10 protein-coding genes and 5 pseudogenes are annotated in these 17,408 nt (G+C 64.3%); 5 read left to right on the plus strand and 10 right to left on the minus strand.

Translation table 11 applies throughout. The features are described from left to right. Nucleotides 1–52: 52 nt before the first annotated feature. The 3 genes from CUR85_RS05915 to CUR85_RS05925 all read right to left on the minus strand — a co-directional run bounded on the left by CUR85_RS05915 (nucleotide 53) and on the right by CUR85_RS05925 (nucleotide 3,474). Nucleotides 53–871, minus strand: coding sequence for an ABC transporter ATP-binding protein (locus tag CUR85_RS05915; protein WP_067267781.1), 819 nt, complete (start codon nucleotides 869–871; stop codon nucleotides 53–55). Nucleotides 872–921: 50 nt separating this feature from the next. Continuing rightward, entirely contained in the window at nucleotides 922–2,892 is a 1,971-nt protein-coding gene (locus tag CUR85_RS05920; protein ID WP_067267753.1) for an AMP-binding protein, read from the minus strand. 159 nt (nucleotides 2,893–3,051) lie between these two features. Beyond that, a complete protein-coding gene (locus tag CUR85_RS05925; RefSeq protein WP_067267755.1) occupies nucleotides 3,052–3,474 on the minus strand; it encodes a c-type cytochrome in 423 nt (140 codons plus the stop codon). A 127-nt stretch (nucleotides 3,475–3,601) separates the two neighbouring features. On the opposite strand from CUR85_RS05925, the pseudogene CUR85_RS05930 reads away from it, so the two are divergent. Next, nucleotides 3,602–5,511: pseudogene (locus CUR85_RS05930) on the plus strand (PAS-domain containing protein). Continuing rightward, nucleotides 5,508–6,224, plus strand: a complete 717-nt coding sequence (locus CUR85_RS05935) for a response regulator transcription factor (RefSeq protein WP_067267759.1) — start codon at nucleotides 5,508–5,510, stop codon at nucleotides 6,222–6,224. The pseudogene CUR85_RS05930 and the gene CUR85_RS05935 overlap by 4 nt, the downstream one beginning before the upstream one ends. A gap of 6 nt (nucleotides 6,225–6,230) precedes the next feature. On the opposite strand, the gene CUR85_RS05940 is transcribed toward CUR85_RS05935, so the two are convergent. Both CUR85_RS05940 and fdhF read right to left on the minus strand, forming a co-directional pair. After that, nucleotides 6,231–7,424: a Zn-dependent hydrolase gene (locus tag CUR85_RS05940; protein WP_067267760.1), complete on the minus strand. Its 1,194-nt coding sequence runs from the start codon at nucleotides 7,422–7,424 to the stop codon at nucleotides 6,231–6,233. A gap of 15 nt (nucleotides 7,425–7,439) precedes the next feature. Continuing rightward, nucleotides 7,440–10,204, minus strand: a pseudogene (gene fdhF, locus CUR85_RS05945) (formate dehydrogenase subunit alpha). A 173-nt stretch (nucleotides 10,205–10,377) separates the two neighbouring features. Between fdhF and CUR85_RS05950 the strand changes: the two are divergent. From CUR85_RS05950 to CUR85_RS05960, 3 genes are read left to right on the plus strand one after another with little or no spacing between them, the layout of a single operon-like run. Beyond that, nucleotides 10,378–11,028, plus strand: a complete 651-nt coding sequence (locus tag CUR85_RS05950; RefSeq protein ID WP_067267764.1) for a histidine phosphatase family protein — start codon at nucleotides 10,378–10,380, stop codon at nucleotides 11,026–11,028. Nucleotides 11,029–11,053: 25 nt separating this feature from the next. Continuing rightward, on the plus strand, nucleotides 11,054–11,677 hold the full coding sequence (locus CUR85_RS05955) for a glutathione S-transferase family protein (protein WP_067267765.1): 624 nt from the start codon (nucleotides 11,054–11,056) through the stop codon (nucleotides 11,675–11,677). Next, nucleotides 11,674–12,729, plus strand: coding sequence for a saccharopine dehydrogenase (locus tag CUR85_RS05960; protein WP_067267767.1), 1,056 nt, complete (start codon nucleotides 11,674–11,676; stop codon nucleotides 12,727–12,729). The genes CUR85_RS05955 and CUR85_RS05960 overlap by 4 nt, the downstream gene beginning before the upstream one ends. Before the next feature lie 3 nt (nucleotides 12,730–12,732). Here CUR85_RS05960 and CUR85_RS05965 read toward each other — a convergent pair whose 3' ends face one another. The 5 genes and pseudogenes from CUR85_RS05965 to CUR85_RS05985 form a co-directional block, all read right to left on the minus strand. Beyond that, on the minus strand, nucleotides 12,733–13,464 hold the full coding sequence (locus CUR85_RS05965; RefSeq protein WP_067267769.1) for an SDR family NAD(P)-dependent oxidoreductase: 732 nt from the start codon (nucleotides 13,462–13,464) through the stop codon (nucleotides 12,733–12,735). Further along, nucleotides 13,461–14,026: pseudogene (locus CUR85_RS05970) on the minus strand (DUF3833 family protein). Before CUR85_RS05970 ends, CUR85_RS05965 begins: the two are co-directional and overlap by 4 nt. Next, nucleotides 14,023–15,257, minus strand: a pseudogene (locus tag CUR85_RS05975) (MFS transporter). The pseudogenes CUR85_RS05970 and CUR85_RS05975 overlap by 4 nt, the downstream one beginning before the upstream one ends. Beyond that, a pseudogene (locus CUR85_RS05980) lies at nucleotides 15,254–16,041 on the minus strand (DUF1365 domain-containing protein). Before CUR85_RS05980 ends, CUR85_RS05975 begins: the two co-directional pseudogenes overlap by 4 nt. Further along, nucleotides 16,038–17,357 (minus strand): NAD(P)/FAD-dependent oxidoreductase, encoded by a 1,320-nt coding sequence (locus CUR85_RS05985; RefSeq protein ID WP_067267777.1) that lies wholly within the window; start codon nucleotides 17,355–17,357, stop codon nucleotides 16,038–16,040. The pseudogene CUR85_RS05980 and the gene CUR85_RS05985 overlap by 4 nt, the downstream one beginning before the upstream one ends. Nucleotides 17,358–17,408: the final 51 nt, after the last annotated feature.

Here is a 17,408-nt window from a genome sequence, read left to right on the forward strand (position 1 = left end):
GGCCCTCCCCAAAGTCAGAACGGCAGTGTCGTTGCGGGTGATCAAACGGGCCTCAGTCATGGGCCACCCCCAGATAGGCGTCGATCACCTCTTGGTTGTTGCGCACCTCGTCGGGCGAGCCGTCGCCGATCTTGCGGCCGTAATCCATCACGACCACGCGGTCGGACAGGTCCATGACCACGCCCATGTCATGTTCGATCAGCGCGATGGTGGTGCCGAACTCGTCGTTCACGTCGAGGATGAAGCGGCTCATGTCCTCTTTCTCTTCGACGTTCATGCCCGCCATCGGCTCGTCCAACAGCAGGATCGTCGGCTCGGCGGCCAGCGCGCGGGCCAGCTCGACCCGTTTCTTCAGACCGTAGGGCAGACGCGCCACGGGTGTCTTGCGGATCGCCTGAATCTCAAGGAAGTCGATGACCTTTTCGGCGATCTCGCGGTTCTCAATCTCTTCACGCTCGGCCGGGCCTTTCCAGAAGGACTGCGCCAGCATCCCGGTCTTCATCTGCGTCAGACGCCCCGTCATCACGTTGTCGAGCACCGACATGCCCTCGAAAAGCGCGATGTTCTGGAAGGTCCGGGCGATGCCCTGCTGGGCCACCTGATAGGGTTTCATCGGGGGCCGCTTGGCGCCCTTGTACCAGACCTCGCCCTCTTGGGGCACGTAGAAGCCGCTGATCACGTTCAGCATCGAGGACTTGCCCGCCCCGTTCGGCCCGATGATCGCGCGGATTTCGCCCTCGCGGATGTCGAAGGAAATATCCTTGATCGCCTCCACGCCGCCGAAGCGCAGGGTGATGTTCTTCATCTCCATCACCGTCGGGCCGATGGTGCGGCCGTCGTCGGTGACATAGCTGTCAGCCTGATCTTTCACGCTGTCCCTTTCCATAGTTCCCGCCTGCCCGGCACTGACGCTGGCCGCGCTCATTCCGCTGCCATCCGGCGGCTGACCGGCTGCACCGCGGCCTCGCGGATTTCGAGCGTCGCCTTGATCGAGCCCTTGCGGCCGTCCTCGTAGGTCACTTCCGTCTCGGTGCTGACCTTGTCGGAGCCGTCATAGAGAGCGGCGATGATGTCGGCGTATTTCTCCTCGATGATCTTGCGGCGCACCTTGCGGGTGCGGGTCAGCTCGCCATCGTCGGCGTCGAGTTCCTTGTGCAGCACCACGAAGCGGTGCACCTGACAGCCCGAAAGCATCTCGTCCTCGGCGACCGAGCGGTTCACCTCCTCCACATGGGACTGGATCGTGTCCATCACCTGCGGATGCCGCGCCAGTTCCTGATAGGAGGCGTAGCCGATGTTGTTGCGCTCGGCCCAGTTGCCCACCGCCGTCAGGTCGATGTTGATGAAGGCGGTGCATTCGGTGCGCTGGTTGCCGAAGACCACGGCCTCGAGGATGTTGGGGAAGAACTTGAGCTTGTTCTCCACGTATTTCGGCGCGAAGAGGCTGCCGTCGGCCATCTGGCCTACGTCCTTGGCGCGGTCGATGATGCGCAGATGGCCCGAGCTTTCCTCGATGAAGCCCGCGTCGCCGGTGGCGACCCAGCCTTCCGGGTCCTTGGTGTCGGCGGTGCTTTCGGGGTTCTTGTAGTATTCCACGAAAACGCCCGGCGAGCGGTAGAAGACCTCGCCATTGTCAGCGATTTTCAACTCCACGCCCGGGCAGGTCACGCCCACGGTATCGCTGCGCACCTCGCCATCGGGCTGCGCGGTGATGAACACCGTTGCCTCGGTCTGGCCGTAGAGCTGCTTCAAGTTGATGCCGAGCGAGCGGTAGAAATCGAAGATCTCCGGGCCGATCGCCTCACCGGCGGTATAGCCCACGCGCACGCGGCTAAAGCCGAGGGTGTTCTTCAGCGGGCCATAGATCATCAACTCGCCCAGTGCGTATTTCGCGCGGTCCCAAGCGGACACTTTCTTGCCGTCCAGAATGGCAGGGCCGACCTTGCGGGCATGGGCCATGAAAGTGTCGAAGAGCCACTTCTTGAACCGGCTCGCGTCCTCCATGCGGATCATGACGGAGGTGAGCTGCGTCTCGAACACGCGCGGCGGGGCGAAGTAATAGGTCGGCCCAATCTCGCGCAGGTCGACATGCATCGTGTCGGCGCTTTCGGGGCAGTTGGTGCAGAAGCCGGTCCAAAGCGCCTGACCTACGGAGAAGATGAAGTCCCCCACCCATGCCATCGGCAGATAGGCGAGGATCTCGTCATTGCGCTTGAGGTCGTCGAACTCCGACGACGACTTCGCCGTCTCGATCACGTTGCGGTTGCTCAGCACCACGCCCTTGGGCTTGCCGGTGGTGCCCGAGGTATAGAGCATCACGCCGGTGGAATCGTAATCCAGCTTGGCCTGACGCGCCTCCAACTCGGCGATATGTTTCTCGCGGTTGGCGCGGCCCATCTCCTGCACGGCGGTATATTGGTCGAGCTTGGAATGGTCGTATTTGCGCAGGCCGCGCGGGTCGAGGTAGATCATCCGCTCGAAGTCGGGCAGCTGGTCCTGCACCTCAATAATCTTGTCGACCTGCTCCTGATCGCCGACCACGGCAAGGCGCGCGCCGCAGTGGCCCATGACATAGGCCATCTCTTCGGCATTGGCGTCCTGATAGAGCGGCACTGGCACGGCACCGGCCATTTGGGCTGCCATCATCGCCCAGTAGAGATAGGGACGGTTGCGCCCGATGATGGCGACGAAATCGCCCTCGTTCAGCCCCAGCTCAAGAAACCCGAGCGCCAGCGCCTCGACCTCGTCGCGGGTCTGCGACCAGGTCCAGCTCTGCCAGATCCCGTATTCCTTCTCCCGGTAAGCGGGGGCGTTTGCGAATTCACTTGCGTTGCGGTGCAACAGCGCCGGCACGGACTGAGGTCCGTCGGCACGCGTCAGCGGCTTGGCCAAATTGTCTTCCTCCCATGCCCGCCCTCCCCGGCGGGTTCGATCGCTTGTGCGATTCTATGATCCCACAAGTGACGTTCTCTTTTTTGTGGAGGTCAACTTTTTCCTGATCTTTTCCGAATTCTAACGAATTGTTACAGCACCCCCGCGGCCCATTTTCCGCTAGTCGATCCCATTGGCGCGCTGCACTTCGCGCACATAGGTCACGATGGATTTCACCTCTGCCGGGGTAATCCCTTCGACCGGAGGCATATTGCCGAAAGACCAGTGATGCTGGCGCACGCCATTGGTGGCCGCGACCATGAAGGATGCATCGCCGTGGTGGCTGGGCTCATAAATCTTATGGATCAGCGGCGGACCAACCCCCTCGCGCCCGGCGGCGTTGACCCCGTGGCAGGCGGCGCATTTTGCCTCGAACGCCCGTGCGCCGATCTGCGCGGGTCCGCTCAGGCTCTCTGGCACGGTGACCTTCACCATGGCCGCGCCGCTGGCAGTGGGGGCCGGAGTCTCTTCGCTCTGCCACCAGATATACCCGCCTGCCAAGACCAGTGCCGCCGCTGCGCCTGCTCCGATTTTCTTGTTCATGCTCTGCCTTTCAGATTTCCATTCGGCGCGCTTCTCGGGGCCTCCAGCGCAAGAAGGTCAAGCGCGATTTACGCGCGGCTCTTTGCCTTTCGCCCGCGCGGTGCTAGCCCTATGCGAAAGGATGCCGATGCAGATCACCGACGACCAAACCAAAGCGCTGACCAATGCCGGTCTGAACCTGATCGCTCAGGCGCTGACCATCTATGACAGCGACCTTCGGCTCGCGGTCTGCAACGCCCCGTTTCAATCCATGTTCGACCTGCCGGATCGGCTGGTGACCCCCGGCGCGCCCTTTGAGGATACGATCCGTCATCTGGCTGGCACCGGCGAGTATGGCGAGGTGGGGGATGTCGACGCTTTCGTCGCCGAACGGGTGGAACAGGCCCGCGCCTTCGTGCCGCATTACATGGAGCGGACCCGCTCGAACGGGCGCACCATCAGCGTCGAAGGCTCGCCCCTGCCCCAAGGCGGCTGGGTCACCGTCTATACCGATATCACCAACACCAAGCGGCAAGAGGCGCTGTTGCGCGCACGGTCGGACGCGCTGAGCGATCAACTGCTGTCCCATGCCGAACAACTCGCCGCCACGAACCGCCAGTTGGAGGCGACGATCACCGCGCTGGAGGAAGCCAAGCGACAGGTCACCGAAAGTGAGGCCCGCACCCGGCTCACGACCGAAATGATGCCCGCCCATATCGCCCATGTCGACGCGAGCGGGCATTATATCTACTCCAACCGCCGCCTCTCCAGCGTGATGCCGGGGCGGCCCAGCAACATCTACGGGCTGCATATCAGTGACGCGCTTGGGGCGGCGGCCTATGCGCGGATCAAACCCGCGCTGACCCAAGCCTATGCGGGCAGCCCGGCGGTGATCGAATTCACCCATGACGAATCCGCCCGCCGCATCCGCGGTGCCTTTACCCCAGACGGGCGCGGCGGGGTCTATATCCTGTCGATGGACATCACCGAAGAGACCCAGACCCGCGTCGCCCTGCAACAGACGCTGAAACGCGAGTTGGCCTCGCGGATGATCTCTGGGCTGGCGCATGACTTCTCGAACCTTTTGACGATCATCCTCGGGATGCAATCGAAACTCGCCCGGCTGCCCGACATGCCGCCACAAGCGGGTGAATTGGTCGAAGGCACCTTGGCCGCCGCACGGCGGGGCGGCACGCTGCTCAGCTCCATCGCTGATGTGACCGAACCCCGCGCCCTGCGCCCCGCGGCCACCGACCCCGCCGCGTTGCTGAGTGAGCTTTCGACCCTCGCCGCCCCCACCCTGCCGCCGAAATGCGCGCTGGTGGTGCGCAATGACGCGCCCGAGGGCGCGGTGCTACTCGACAAAGGCCGGGTGCAGGATGCGCTGTTGAACCTCATCCTCAACGCCCGCGACGCCTGCGGCGCGCGGGGCACGATCACGCTGACCCAACGGCTGGTGCATGACACATGGATCGAATGGGTGATCCACGACACCGGGCCGGGCTTTGCGCCCTCGGCGCTGGAGCGTGGGGTCGAGCCGTTCTTTACCACCAAGGGCAGCGAGGGGTCAGGGCTGGGCCTGTCAATGGTCTATGACATGACCAAATCCTCAGGTGGCGACCTGCGGCTGAGCAATGCGCCCGAGGGCGGCGCGCAGATCAGCCTGCGCCTGCCCTACCGCGCCGCCGTGCCCGCCACCACCGGGCTGGTGCTGCTGGTCGAGGACACCACCGATATCCGCGCCGTGGTGCGCGACATGCTGATGGATCAGGGCCATTCGGTGATCGAGGCCACCAGCGCGGATGAGGCCACCGCCCTCATCGCCGATCTGCCCGACATCGCGCTGGTGCTGTCGGACATCCAGCTTTCGGGCGAGGGCACCGGGATCGACCTTGCCCGCCGCGTCGGCAGCAGCCTGCCGCTTTTGCTGATGACCTCCCTGCCCCCGATCACCCGCTTTTTGTCGAGGCCCAGACCCTCGCGCCGGTGCTGCGCAAACCCTTTGAAAAAGACGATCTGCAAGCGTTGATCGCCCCATTGAAAGCCACCGCCCCATGAGCCGTGATACCGCCCCGCGCCCGCTGGTCACCATCCTCGACGACGAACCGGAGATCCGGCAGATGCTGTCGGACACGCTGGAGGAAGCGGGCTTCGACACGCTCAGCTTTGGCCGCGCGCGGGCCTTTGAGGCCGCATTGGCGAGCCATACGCCGGATGTCTGCCTCGTCGATCTGTCGCTGCCTGACACCGACGGGCTGACACTGGTGCACCGTCTGGCGCTGGAGCAGGGTGCCATCGTGATCATCATCTCGGGCCGCGCGCAGGTGCAGGATCGGGTCACGGGGCTGGAGCTTGGCGCCGACGACTACATCATCAAACCCTTCGACCCGGCCGAGGTCGTGGCCCGCATCCGCGCCCGCCTGCGCAGCGCCAAGCCGACGCCGCAGGCCGGCACCACGGCGCGGTTCAACGGCTGGACCGCGCATTTCGACCGCTATGTCTTGCAGGACGCCTCGGGCGCCGAAGTGACTTTTTCCCATGCCGAGGGCGAGGTGCTGCGGCTCTTCCTCGACGCGCCGAAACGCCTGATCAGCCGCGCGCAAATGCAAGAAAGCCTCGGCGGCGTCGCCTCGGAAAGCTTCGACAGGGCGATGGACGTGCGCATCTCGCGGCTGCGCACGAAGCTTGGCGAAGACCCGAAGAACCCGCAGTTGATCAAGACGATCTACGGCGCGGGCTATATCTTCCTCGGCGATGTGGACTGGGACTGAGCGCGTTTAGAGCGCCGCCACCGCCCGCCCCAACACCTCGACTGCCGCGACCAAATCGGCCTCATCCGTGTCTTCTTCGAAGGCATGGCTGATCCCGCCGATCGACGGCGCGAAAAGCATCGCCACCGGCATCAGCCGCGCCACATTGGTCGCGTCATGCAGGGCACCCGAGGGCATCTTGCGCCATTTTCCGGGCGCCACCGCTTCAGCCGCCTTCGCCAGCGCATCGCGCAGCCGCGCTTCCATGGCAACCGGCTCCAGCCCCAGCATCGGGCCAAAGGACAACTCCATCCCGCGTGTCTCGGCCACCTCTTGCGCGGTTTCGCGGATGATCTTCTCCATCCGCCCCAGACGGTCGCTATCGCCGTCGCGCCATTGCATGGAAAACACCGCCTTGCCCGGCACGATGGACGAGGCATTGGGGTGCAGGCTGACATGGCCGATGGTCCAGACGGTGCTCGGCGTCACCACATTGCGCAGCCGGTCGTTGAGTAGACTGTTGAATTCCGACACCGCCTGAAAAGCATCGCGCCGCACCGCCATCGGCGTGGTGCCCGCGTGGTTCTGCTGGCCCTCGAAGATCACCTTCATATCGCGAATGCCGACGATGTCGCTGACCACGCCGATCTGCTCACCACTGTCATCCAGCGTCGGCCCTTGTTCGATGTGCAACTCGATATAGCCGGTGAACTGCGCGGGATCGACGGGGCCGGTGACCATATCCGCCATCGCGCGGCGCGCCTCGGCCAAGCTGACCCCGGCGTCATCCGTAAAGCCATCGGCTTTGGCCTGATCCAAAGCGCCGGACCAGACCGTCGACCCGGTGGTCACGCCAAAGCGCCCCTCTTCGTCCTGAAAGGACACGACCGAGACCGCAGGCCCTCCGGCCTCACCCGCCGCGCGGGCGACTTCAAGCGCGGCGATCACGCCCAAGGCCCCATCAAGCCAGCCACCCTCAGGCTGGCTGTCGGAATGCGACCCCAACAGGATCGACGGGCCGTCAGCAAGCCCAAAGAGGTTGCCCATGGCATCGACCTCGACCTTCAGCCCCGCATCGCGCATCCGCCCGGCAAGCCATTCGCGCGCTTCCACATCGGCGGCGGAATAGGCCGGGCGCACCACGCCCTTGCCCACACCCGCAGCGCCAATGGCGCGCAGGTCGTGCAGGTCTTTCAAAAATCGGGCGGCATCAATCTTCATTCTTCCAAACTTTCCTTACTCGGCGGCGACGGCCCCTTTCGCCGCCTCCACCCTGACGGCAGAGAACTTAAACTCCGGGATCTTGCCATAGGGGTCAACCGCTGGATTTGTCAGGATATTCGCCGCCGATTCGACATAGGCGAAGGGCAGGAAAACCATGTCGGGCGCCACGGCGCGATCCGCGCGGGCCATGATCTCGATACTGCCGCGTTTGGTCGACAGCCGCACATGCTCCCCCGGGGGCACGCCAAGGCGGCGCAGGGTCGAGGGGTGGAGCGAGCAATTCGCCTCCGGCTCCAGTCCGTCGAGCACCTTGGAGCGCCGGGTCATCGAGCCGGTGTGCCAATGCTCTAACTGCCGCCCAGTGGTCAGGATCATCGGATAGGCGTCATCGGGCGCGTCATCCGGGGCCACGATCGCGGCGGGGGTGAATTTGGCGCGGCCTTCGGGCCGGGGGAACCCGTCGCTAAAGACAATGGCCTGCCCGGGATCGTTTTCGCTGAGCGACGGGTAGGTCACCGCATTCTCCTGCGCCAGCCGGTTCCATGTGATATTGTCGAGCGAGGCCATGTTGCGCTTCATCTCGGCAAAGACCTCCGCCGGGCTTGTGTAGTTCCAGCCCAGCCCCAGCCGCTTGGCCAGTTCCACCTCGATCCACCAATCCTCGCGCGCTTCTCCGGGCGGCGTCACCGCCGGGCGGCCCATCTGCACCTGCCGGTTGGTGTTGGTCACCGTGCCGGACTTCTCGGCAAAGGCAGAGGCGGGCAGGATCACGTCGGCATAATTCGCGGTCTCCGTCAGGAAGATATCCTGCACCACGAGATGGTCGAGCTTCGCGAGCGCCGCGCGGGCGTGATCGACATCCGGGTCCGACATCGCCGGGTTCTCGCCCAGCACATACATCGCCTTGATTTCGCCCTCGTGCACCGCGTCCATGATCTCGGTCACCGTCAGCCCCTTCTCGGCGCTGAAATCATCCGAGCCCCAAACCTCCGTGAAAGCCGAGCGCACGCCGTCGTCGCCGACGGGCTGGTAGTCGGGCAGGAACATCGGGATGAGGCCCGCGTCCGAGGCGCCCTGCACGTTGTTCTGCCCGCGCAGGGGGTGCAGCCCGGTGCCGGGGCGGCCGACATGGCCTGTCATCAGCGCCAGCGAAATCAGGCAGCGCGAATTGTCGGTGCCGTGGATGTGCTGGCTCACCCCCATGCCCCAGAAGATCATCCCCGCTTTGGCCCCGGCGAAGGTCCGCGCCACGTCGCGCAGCACCTCGGCCTCAATGCCGCAGACGGCGGCCATGGCCTCGGGCGGGAAGACCTTCAGATGCGCCTTCTCGGCCTCCCAGTTCTCGGTATAGGCTTTGATGTATTGTTCGTCGTAAAGACCTTCCTCCACGATCACATGCATGATCGCGTTCAGCATCGCCACGTCGGTACCGGGGCGGAATTGCAGCATATGCGACGCAAACCGGCGCAGGCCCTGCCCGCGCGGGTCCATGACGATGAGCTTGCCGCCGCGTTTGGTGAACTGCTTGAAATAGGTCGCAGCGACGGGGTGGTTCTCCACCGGGTTGGCACCGATCACGATGGCCACATCGGCATTCTCGATCTCGTTGAAGGTGGCGGTGACCGCGCCGCTCCCGACATTCTCCATCAGCGCCGCGACCGAGGAGGCATGGCACAGCCGCGTGCAGTGATCGACGTTGTTGTGACCAAACCCCTGCCGGATCATCTTCTGGAACAGATAGGCTTCCTCATTGGTGCATTTGGCGCTGCCGAAACCCGCCACTTCGCGCCCGCGCCCTTTCAGGCCCTTGGCGGCAAAATCGAGCGCCTCGTCCCAGGTCGCCTCGCGGAACACCTCGCCCCAGTTGCCGGGGTCGACGTTCAGCCCCTTGGCGGGCGCGTCGTCGCGGCGGATCAGCGGCTTGATCAGGCGGTGGTCGTGGTGGATGTAATCAAAACCAAAGCGCCCCTTGACGCAGAGCCGTCCCTCGTTCGCTGGGCCGTTGATCCCTTCGACATATTTGACCTTGTTGTCCTTCACCTTGAGCGAGATCTGGCAGCCGACGCCGCAGAAGGGGCAGACGCTGGCGACCTCCTTGTCAAAGTCGGCAGAGTCACCGACCTGCCCCTCGTCGACCACGCTTGCGGGCATCAGCGCGCCGGTGGGACAGGCCTGCACGCATTCGCCGCAGGCCACGCAGGTCGAGGCACCCATGGGATCGTCGATGTCGAAGACCGGATAGGCGTCATGGCCGCGTCCCGCCATGCCGATCACGTCGTTGACCTGCACCTCACGGCAAGCGCGAACGCAAAGGTTGCACTGGATACAGGCGTCGAGATTGACCCGCATCGCCACATGGCTGTCGTCCAAAAGCGGCACGCGGTCACGCTCCAACTTCGGAAAACGGCTTTCCTCTACGCCATTCAGCGCCGCCATTTCGCGCATGTGGCTCGACTTGTCATGCGCCACGTCCTGCGCGGGTTGGTCGGCCAGCAGCAGTTCCATCACCATCTTGCGGGCATTCTCGGCCCGCGCGTTGTTGGTGGTGACGACCATCCCCTCGGCAGGTTCGCGGATGCAGGACGCCGCCAGCACGCGCTCACCCTCGATCTCAACCATACAGGCGCGGCAATTGCCATCGGGGCGGTAGCCGGGGCGGGTTTATGGCACAGATGCGGGATTTTCAAACCCCGACCGTTGGCCACTTCCCAAATGGTCATGCCGGCCTCGGCCTCGACGGTCTGCCCATCAAGCGTGAATGTGATCCTCTCGGCCATGGCTGCCCCCTCCCCTTGGCTATTGCCCAAACTATAGGCAAAATCCGGCGCTTGTCAGGGGCCAATCCCGACACCCCGTCACGGATAAACGCCGCGCCAGTGCATTGCGGCGCATTGCATTGTATGGCCCGACAAGCTGCCCTATCACTTGGGCGAACAGTGAAAGCCATTTGATGTCCCACATTACCCTGATCCGCCACGGCCAAGCCAATTCCACCGCCAAGGACGAGCTGAGCTATGACCAACTCAGCCCGCTTGGCCATGAGCAAGCCGCGTGGCTGGGCGACCATCTGCGCCAGAGCGAGACCTACCACACAAGGCTCTATACCGGCACGTTGACCCGTCATATCGAAACGGCGGAGGGGATGAACACCGGGCTGGAGCCGATCCGCGACGCACGGTTGAACGAGCTGGCGTATTTCACCCTCGCCAATCTAATGGAGCAGCAGCACAAGGTGCCCTTCCCCCGCGAGGGTGAGTTCGTGCACCACCTGCCGCAGGTCTTTGACTATTGGAAAGCGGGCAAGCTTGCCGATACGCCAGAAACCTATGAAAGTTTCGAGACGCGGGTGCAATCCGTCCTCGCCGAGATCGCCGAGGGCGAAGGCCCGGCGCTGGTGGTGACCTCGGGCGGGTTGATCTCTCTGGCGATGGCGCAGGCGATGGGCGTGGGGATTCCGGCGATGGCGCGGCTGGCGCTGGCGATCATGCATACGTCGATGCACCGGCTCTTTCCCATCGGCGGGCATTGGTCGCCGGTGCTGTTCAACGCCGTGCCGCATCTTGACCGGCCCGACCGCCGCCTTGCACAAACGCATATGTAACCCCTCGCCCGCGAAAGGCTGACCCATGCTGAAACTTCACTACGCCCCCGGCACGATCTCGGTCGCCGTTGCCATCGCCCTCGAAGAAGCGGGGCTGGCCTATGAGCCGGTGAAGGTCGATTTCGCCAGCGCCGAACAGACCGCAGCACCCTATCTGGCGCTGAACCCCAAGGGCCGGGTGCCGACCCTCGTGACCGAAGCGGGCAGCGCCCTGACCGAGACCGGCGCGCTTTTGGACTATGTCGCCGCCCGCGCGCCCGATGCGGGGCTGGTCCCTGCCGACCCTGAACACGCAGCCCATATGCGCGGGGTAATGTACTACCTCGCCTCGACCATGCATGTGGCCCACGCGCATAAAATGCGCGGCCACCGCTGGGCCGATCAGCAATCCAGCTTTGACGATATGAAAGCCAAGGTGCCGCAGACCATGGCCGATTGCGCCGCCTATATCGAGAACCACGCCTTTAGGGGTGACTTCGTGGCGGGCGATGCCCTGTCGCTGGCCGATCCCTATCTCTTTGTCGTCTCGGGGTGGCTGGCCGGTGACGGGGTCGACCGTGCGGCCTACCCACGGCTCGACGCCTTCGCCGCCCGGATGGAAGACCGCGACAGCGTCAAGACCATGCGCGCGAAAGGATTCTTGGCATGACCCACCTATGGCTCCGCGCCGAGCAGCGCGACAATGAGACCCGCACGGGGCTGACGCCCGAAGGGGCCGCCGCGCTGATCGCACCCGGCATGAAGGTGAGCGTCGAAGACAGCGACAGCCGCGTAATCCCCACCGCCGCCTATGCGCAGGCGGGCTGTGAGATCGTTCCGGCCCATAGCTGGCCAGACGCCCCGCGCGATGCGGTGATCTTTGGCCTAAAGGAACTGCCCGAAGACGGCACGCCCCTGCCGCATACGCACATCATGTTCGGCCATGCCTACAAGGGCCAATCCTCGGGCCGCAAACTGCTGGAGCGGTTCAAGGCGGGCGGCGGCACGCTGCTGGATTTGGAGTACCTGACCGATGACACTGGCCGCCGCGTTGCCGCCTTTGGCTATTGGGCCGGTTTCGCGGGAGCGGCCGTCTCGGTCAAATGCCGCATCGCGCAGCTGCGCGGAGAGACCTGCGGCCCGGTTGCGCCCTACGCTAACGCCGAAGCGCTGAAAGCCGCATTGACCGAAGAGCTTGCCCAAGTTGACGCGAGCGGCGACCGCGCGCTTGTCATCGGGGCCTTAGGCCGGGTGGGCCGTGGGGCGAGCGATCTTTGCGCGGCACTTGGCATCCCCGTCACCGGTTGGGACATGGCAGAGACGGCCCACGGCGGGCCCTTCCCCGAGATCCTCGACCACGCCTATTTCTTCAACTGCATCCTCGCAGGGCCAGACACCCCCGCCTTTATCCGCCCCGATGCCCCTCAGGCCGAGCGCGCCCTGCGCGTGATCGGCGACATCGCCTGCGACCCCGACAGCGCCTTCAATCCGGTGCAGGTCTATGACCGCGCGACCACTTGGGCGGAGCCAGCGCTGCGCGTACATGACGCCCCGCCGCTGGATGTCATGGCCATCGACAACCTGCCATCCATGCTGCCGCGCGAAAGCTCAGAGGATTTCGCGGGCCAGTTGCTGCCGACCCTACAGGCGCTGCCAAAGACGGATCATGCCGTCTGGCAACGTGCGCGAGATCTGTTCACTCAGCATGTCGCCGAGGTCTGACCTTCAGGAAAAGAACCGGTAGTACAGCCAATCCGGCAGGAAACGCCCCAAACGGAACAGCAGTGAGAAGCCGTAAGGGAAGTCCAGTTTAAAACTGTCCCTGTTCATATGCTCGAAGACGCGGCGCGCGGCGTCATCGGGCTCCATCAAAAAGGGCATTTTGAAATCGTTCTTGTCGGTCAACTGGGTCTTGATAAAGCCCGGGTTGATCGCCTGCACCTGCACGCCGGTCTTGCGCAGATCGGCATGCATGCATTCCGCCAGCGACAGCGTCGCCGCCTTGGAGGCCGTATAGCCGATTGACCCGGGCAGCCCGCGATAGGCGGTCAGGCTGGAGGTGATGACGATATGACCGTGATCCCGCGCCACCATCTGCGGCACCACCTGCCCCAGTACGCGCATCAAGCCGGTGAAGTTCACATCGGCCATGGTCACCCCATGTTTCGCGTCCCAATCCTGCGCGCCAAAGGGCCAATAGGCCCCCGCCAGATAGACCAGCCCGTCGATTGGCCCCACATCCTTCGCCGCCTGCGCCACGTCTTCGTCATCGGTCACATCCATGATCCGCACCCGTGCCCGCCCCGGCAGCGCCTGCGCGAGTTCGGTCAGCTTGTCTTTGGACCGGGCAGAGAGGATCACCTCGGCCCCGGTGCGGCTCAGCTGATGCGCCAATGCTGCGCCAAGCCCGTCGCTCGCGCCCACCAGCCAATAGGTCTTGCCTTGCCAGTCTTTCATCTTTCCTCCGTCGGTCGCAGGGTGGCGACCAATTCTGCTACTTTGATCCCGAACTTCCGAAACTGGCTGCGATTGACGATGGTGCCATCGGGGTGAGATACATCCAATCGACGGTTTTCAGCACATGGCTGCCCAGTTCCTCGGGCAGTTGGATACGATAGCGCAACTGCAATGTCGGACCAGCCTGAACGCCCTGCCCCACCCCGATCACATCCGGCGCGGTGCTGGTGAAACGGCCATTCTCGCCCAGTGTCACGGTCCACTCGCGCTGCTGACGCGAGCCATCGTTATAGCGAAAACTCTCGGCCACGGTGGCGACATCGCCCTCCCAAGACACGTCGAACTTGGCCGTGAAACTGCTGGTGACCCGACCAAGGGGGCCGAAAATCACGCCCTCGCAGATCATCTCATCGCGCAGATGCAACCGCAGGTCGAAGACGGGGAAAGAATCCACATAGTCGCTGGGCGATTGCCCGTGAAACTCCCCCAACCGGCGGCGCAGGAAGGTGAGCAATAGACCAAGGCCCAGCCCGACAGCGATAAAGATCAGCGGCTCTGTCACGATGTCTCCACGTCTTTTGCACCGGCGAGAAGAGCGATCGCCAGCAATTTCAGGGCGCAAGGTACACCGGCATAGAACCAGATCAACAGGGAGATGGATGTATCGGAACTGGTTCCCGTTGCGGTCTGCAACCCTGCGCCTTCTAAGGCGGGAAGTAGGGCCGCCGCCGCGAAAGCCAAGGTCAGTTTGGACACGAAAGACCAAAGGCCAAAGCCTTCGGCCGCCGAGGGAGAGATCTGCGCCATGCGGCTGGCGAACATGGCAGGCAGTAGGGTCAGGTCGGCCCCCAAGACAGCGCCGGAAGCCAGACAGACCAAGGCGAACAGCACGACATCCCCCGGACCCAAAAACAGCGCCCCGCCGAAAGCGGCGATGCCCAAGGCCATCGCCGCCAAGAGCACCCGGCGCGGGCCGTGGCGTTCGGCCAGCATCCCCCAAAGCGGTGCTGCCGCCGCCGCCGCGATGAAAAACAGCAGCAAGAGCGGCCCCTCCCATCCCGGTGCCTCAAGCGCCAGTTCGACATAGAAGAGAAACAGGGTCGAGGTCACGGCCACCGGGGCGGCATTGACCAAGGCGATCAGCAACAGCCGCCGCGCCAGCCCGTCGCGCAAGACGGTGCCGAAACCGCTCGCGCCCGGCAGCTCTGCCGCCCGCCACTCCTTGCGCATCGCGACCACGGCCCAGAGCGCTAGAACCGCGAAGCCCACCGCGAAACCGGCAAAGGGCCGGTCCAGCGCCAAGCCCAGCAGCAGGGGCGCGACCGAGGCGAGACAGACGCCCAAAAGCGCCCCGGTCTCGCGCCAGCGCGCGAGGGTCAGATGCCCGGCCCCGGCAGGCTGTCGGCCTTGGCCACCCCTTGGGCATAGAAACAGATGGTCAGAAAGCTGAAGGCCGAGAAGACCAGCGTCAGCATCAGGGCAAACCACAGCACGGGCGCCATCGGCGCGGGCACCGCGAAAAGCCCTAGCATCGCCAGCGCCATCACCGCCCCCGCCCCCGTCACCGCCAGCCCGCGTTTGTGGCGCAGCGCTTGGGCCAGCCATCCGAGCGCGGGGTCTTGCACCACGTCCAACAACCGCAATCCAAAAAGCACAGAACCAAGCGCCGTCAGCGATACCCCGTATTCATCGACATAGAACTTCGGCGCGTGAATGTAGATTGGCAGCCCCGCCGCGGCGAGCAATGCGGCGAAAAGCGCATAGGCGGGCAGCCGGGCCGCGCGCGCCCTCATCGCCCGCCCGCGCCATGGGCCGCATCACGGGAAACCTCGACCTGCGGTGCCTCGGGGCGGTTGCGGAACCCGGCCCCCTTGAGGCAGAGCTTCAGCGCCTGCCAGTGGATCAACGCCAGCACCCGCCGCGCCCCAAAGGGGCGGCGCAGCAGCGACCAGAGGATACGGCCATTCGTCAGCGGCGCACGCGGCCCGGTCAAGGTGGCGATCAACCCGTTCCCCCATCCGAGAAATCGATCCAGATGCCGATCCGCTCAGCGCTGATGTCAAAGCGAAAGACATAGCCGCCCGAGATGTCCTGAAAGGGCGAGACATGCATGAGCTTCGCGGCCCGCAAGCGATCCTCGGGCGCGATGGGGCGCAGATCGGGGTGGTGGCAGAGATAGGAATGCCGGTCACCATAGGTATTCGTGACCTCGGCAATCACGGCAATCAGCGCATCATCCGCCCGACGGCAGAGCCAAAAGCTGACCGGGTTAAAGACATGGCCCAGCACCCTCGGCTGCGCCAAAAGTTCGATCCGCGCGACCCCGGAGATGTCATGCGCCGCCAAAACCTCGCGTACCCAAGGGGCGCCGCGCCCCTGCCCCGGCGCGCCGCCGTGGTCGCTGTCGTGCAGGCTGGTCACATTCGCACCATTGCGGGCGAAAAGCGCGGGCGTCCTTAACGCCTCGGCCTCGGCGTCGCAGATCACATAGTCGACCGAATAGCGGAAACGGTTCTCGACCGCGCCCTTGCGGCCATGGAAGGTCTGGCCGCGGATATGATCGACCTGCGCCGTCACTCCGCCGCCAAAGGCGCCACCCGCGCGGCTTGCATCCGCTCGACCACATCCACCGCGCTGGCCAGCCCGTCTTCGTGGAAACCATTGCGCAGCCACGCCCCGCAGAACCATGTGTTATGGCTGCCGTTAAAGGCGCGCACCTCGTCCTGCGCGGCCAAGGCGGCAAGGTCATAGACCGGGTGGCGCAGGGTCACTTGGTCATAGATCAACTCCTCGCGGATGGTGCGTTTGGTGTTGAGCGTGACAAAATGCGGATCGTCCTGCGGGATCGGTTGCAGCGAGTTCATCCAGTAGGTCAGGTCGATCCGGTCGGACTTCTGCTCACGATCCTCGGTATAGACCCATGACGCCCAAGTGGAGCGCCGCTTGGGCATGATATTGGCATCAGCGTGCAGCACGATGTCATTGGGCTGGTAGCGGATGGCGCCGAGGGCGCGCTGCTCGGCCTCCGTCGGATCGGAAAGCATCGCCAGCGTGTCGTCGGAATGGGCGGCAAAAATCACCTCGTCGAAGGCCTCCCACTCCCCGCCATAGGCGCGGACCTCGGCCCCCTGCGCCGTGCGGCGCACCGCCTGCACGGGGCTGTCGGTGCGCAGGTCGACACCTTTGGCGCGCAGCGCACTCTCCAACCGGTCGACATATTGGCGCGAGCCGCCTTTGACCGTGTACCACTGATGCTGGCCGGAATAGTTCAACAGCGCGTGGTTCTCGAAGAAATTGACCATGGCATGGGCGGGGAAATCCATGATCCTTTCCGCCGGCGTGGACCAGATCGCGCCCGACAGGGGCGACAGGTAGAAGTCGCGGAAATATGGCCCGGTGCCCAGCTGGTCGAGAAACTCTGCGATGGTCATCGACGGGTCGCGCGACACGGCCAGCGCGTTCTTGTTGAAATGCAGAATGTCCCTCAGCATCCGCAGGAAAGGCGGGCTGAACATATTGCGTTTCTGGGCGAAGATCGCGTTGAAATTGGTCAGTGCATATTCCAGCCGCCCGCCATCAATCGACGCGCCAAAGCTCATGTTCGAGGGCACGACCGGCACGTCCAACTCCGCAAAGAGCGCCGCAAGATGCGGGTAGTTGGCATAGTTGAACACGATGAACCCGGTATCGACCGGCTGATCGCCATTCTTGCCCGCGATCACCGTCCGCGCATGGCCGCCGATCTTGGCCCCCGCCTCATAGAGGGTGACGCGGTCCGCAGATGCCAGCATATGCGCTGCCCCCATGCCGGAAATCCCGCCGCCGATCACGGCAACACGCCGCCCAAGCGGCTGTTGAGGGAGGGTACTGTCGTTCAGAGCTTCAAAAGGCATAGGCGTCCTGCTTTAGTCCGGAACTTTGGATATGGGGCACCCACGGGTAAA

Origin of the sequence: Sulfitobacter faviae (assembly GCF_029870955.1) — a bacterium.
In the GTDB taxonomy this organism is placed as follows: Bacteria; Pseudomonadota; Alphaproteobacteria; order Rhodobacterales; family Rhodobacteraceae; genus Sulfitobacter; species Sulfitobacter faviae.

Coding starts and splice junctions, on each gene's coding strand:
- CUR85_RS05935 (WP_067267759.1), top strand. CDS start 5,508: ATGAGCCGTGATACCGCCCCGCGCCCGCTGGTCACCATCCTCGACGAC.
- CUR85_RS05925 (WP_067267755.1), bottom strand. CDS start 3,474: ATGAACAAGAAAATCGGAGCAGGCGCAGCGGCGGCACTGGTCTTGGCA.
- CUR85_RS05985 (WP_067267777.1), bottom strand. CDS start 17,357: ATGCCTTTTGAAGCTCTGAACGACAGTACCCTCCCTCAACAGCCGCTT.
- CUR85_RS05955 (WP_067267765.1), top strand. CDS start 11,054: ATGCTGAAACTTCACTACGCCCCCGGCACGATCTCGGTCGCCGTTGCC.
- CUR85_RS05960 (WP_067267767.1), top strand. CDS start 11,674: ATGACCCACCTATGGCTCCGCGCCGAGCAGCGCGACAATGAGACCCGC.
- CUR85_RS05940 (WP_067267760.1), bottom strand. CDS start 7,424: ATGAAGATTGATGCCGCCCGATTTTTGAAAGACCTGCACGACCTGCGC.
- CUR85_RS05950 (WP_067267764.1), top strand. CDS start 10,378: ATGTCCCACATTACCCTGATCCGCCACGGCCAAGCCAATTCCACCGCC.
- CUR85_RS05965 (WP_067267769.1), bottom strand. CDS start 13,464: ATGAAAGACTGGCAAGGCAAGACCTATTGGCTGGTGGGCGCGAGCGAC.